This is a genomic window from Streptomyces boluensis, from assembly GCF_009908195.1.
GTDB classification, from domain to species: domain Bacteria; phylum Actinomycetota; class Actinomycetes; order Streptomycetales; family Streptomycetaceae; genus Streptomyces; species Streptomyces boluensis.
Genome location: NZ_JAAAHS010000735.1, coordinates 1 through 1,059, shown reverse-complemented (window position 1 = coordinate 1,059; position 1,059 = coordinate 1). Strand labels below are relative to the sequence as shown.

At 77.0% G+C, this 1,059-nt stretch carries 2 protein-coding genes; one reads left to right on the top strand and one right to left on the bottom strand.

From position 1 onward, the window contains the following. Positions 1-654 (top strand): ROK family protein (locus tag GUY60_RS37815; protein ID WP_161706018.1); only part of this gene is annotated, 654 nt, incomplete at its 5' end. On the opposite strand, the gene GUY60_RS37810 is transcribed toward GUY60_RS37815, so the two are convergent. Next, positions 596-1,059: hypothetical protein (locus GUY60_RS37810; RefSeq protein WP_223178785.1), on the bottom strand; the 464-nt coding region annotated here is incomplete at its 5' end. The genes GUY60_RS37815 and GUY60_RS37810 overlap by 59 nt on opposite strands.

The following is a 1,059-nucleotide window of genomic DNA, read 5'->3' as shown; positions in this document are numbered from 1 at the left end:
GCCCAGGACCGGGACACCTTCGTGTACCTGTGGCTCGGGCACGGGGTCGGCGCCGCCGTGATCCTCGACGGACGGCTGCGCCGGGGCGCCTCCGGGGGCGCGGGCGAGATCGGCTTCCTGCCCGTACCGGGCACCCGGGCGCTGCCGTCCGCCACCGACTGCGCGGGCGGCTTCCACGCCCTCGCCTGCTCCGCCGCCGTCGGCGCCCTCGCGGCGGAGCACGGCCTGCCCACCCCCGAACCCACCGGCCCCGAACCGGCCGCGGCCGCGGTGATCGCGGCGGCGGTACGGGACGTGGCGGATCCGGACCCTGAGTCGGACCCGGAGTCGGGCGCGGGCGTCGGCGGCGACGTCGACGGGGCGCGGGGGAGTGCCGCGTTCCTGGACGCACTCGCCGACCGGCTCGCCCTCGGCGCCGCAGCCGTCACCGCGGTGCTCGACCCCGGCTGCGTGGTGCTCGGCGGAGCGCTCGGGCACGCGGGCGGCGCCACACTCGCCGCCCGCGTGGAACGCCGACTCGCCGCCCTGTCACCGCTCGCCACCGAGGTCAGGGCCGGACTGCTCGGCGGCGCCGCGGTGTTGAGCGGCGCGCTGCTCACGGCGCGGGACGCGGCCCAGGACGACGTGTTCGCGGGCCGCGGCGGACCTCACTGACCGACGCCGCCACCGCGAGCAGCGCGGCGGGCAGCAGCACCCCCAGGCCGAGGGAGACCATCAGGCCGATGCCGCTCGCCGTCGACAGCGGCTCCAAGTGGGCGGCGTGGAAGGCGAGATGGGGCACCGAGAAGGCCAGATACGCCACGAGCGCCACCACCGTGAGCCGCCGCTCCCGCCACCAGAACGCGGCGCAGAGCACCACCGCGAGCGACAGGTTCTGCGCGCCGTAGTCGACGAGGAGATGCTCGTTGTACGGCGGCACCACCGACACCCACGGCACGCTCCAGAACGACGCCGGGGCCAGCAGGATCCAGGCCCCGAGCGCCAGTTGGGTCAGCGCGAGGAAGCCGATACCGACGCGCAGCCACACCCCGCTCACCGGCCCTGCCCCTGCCCCTGGCC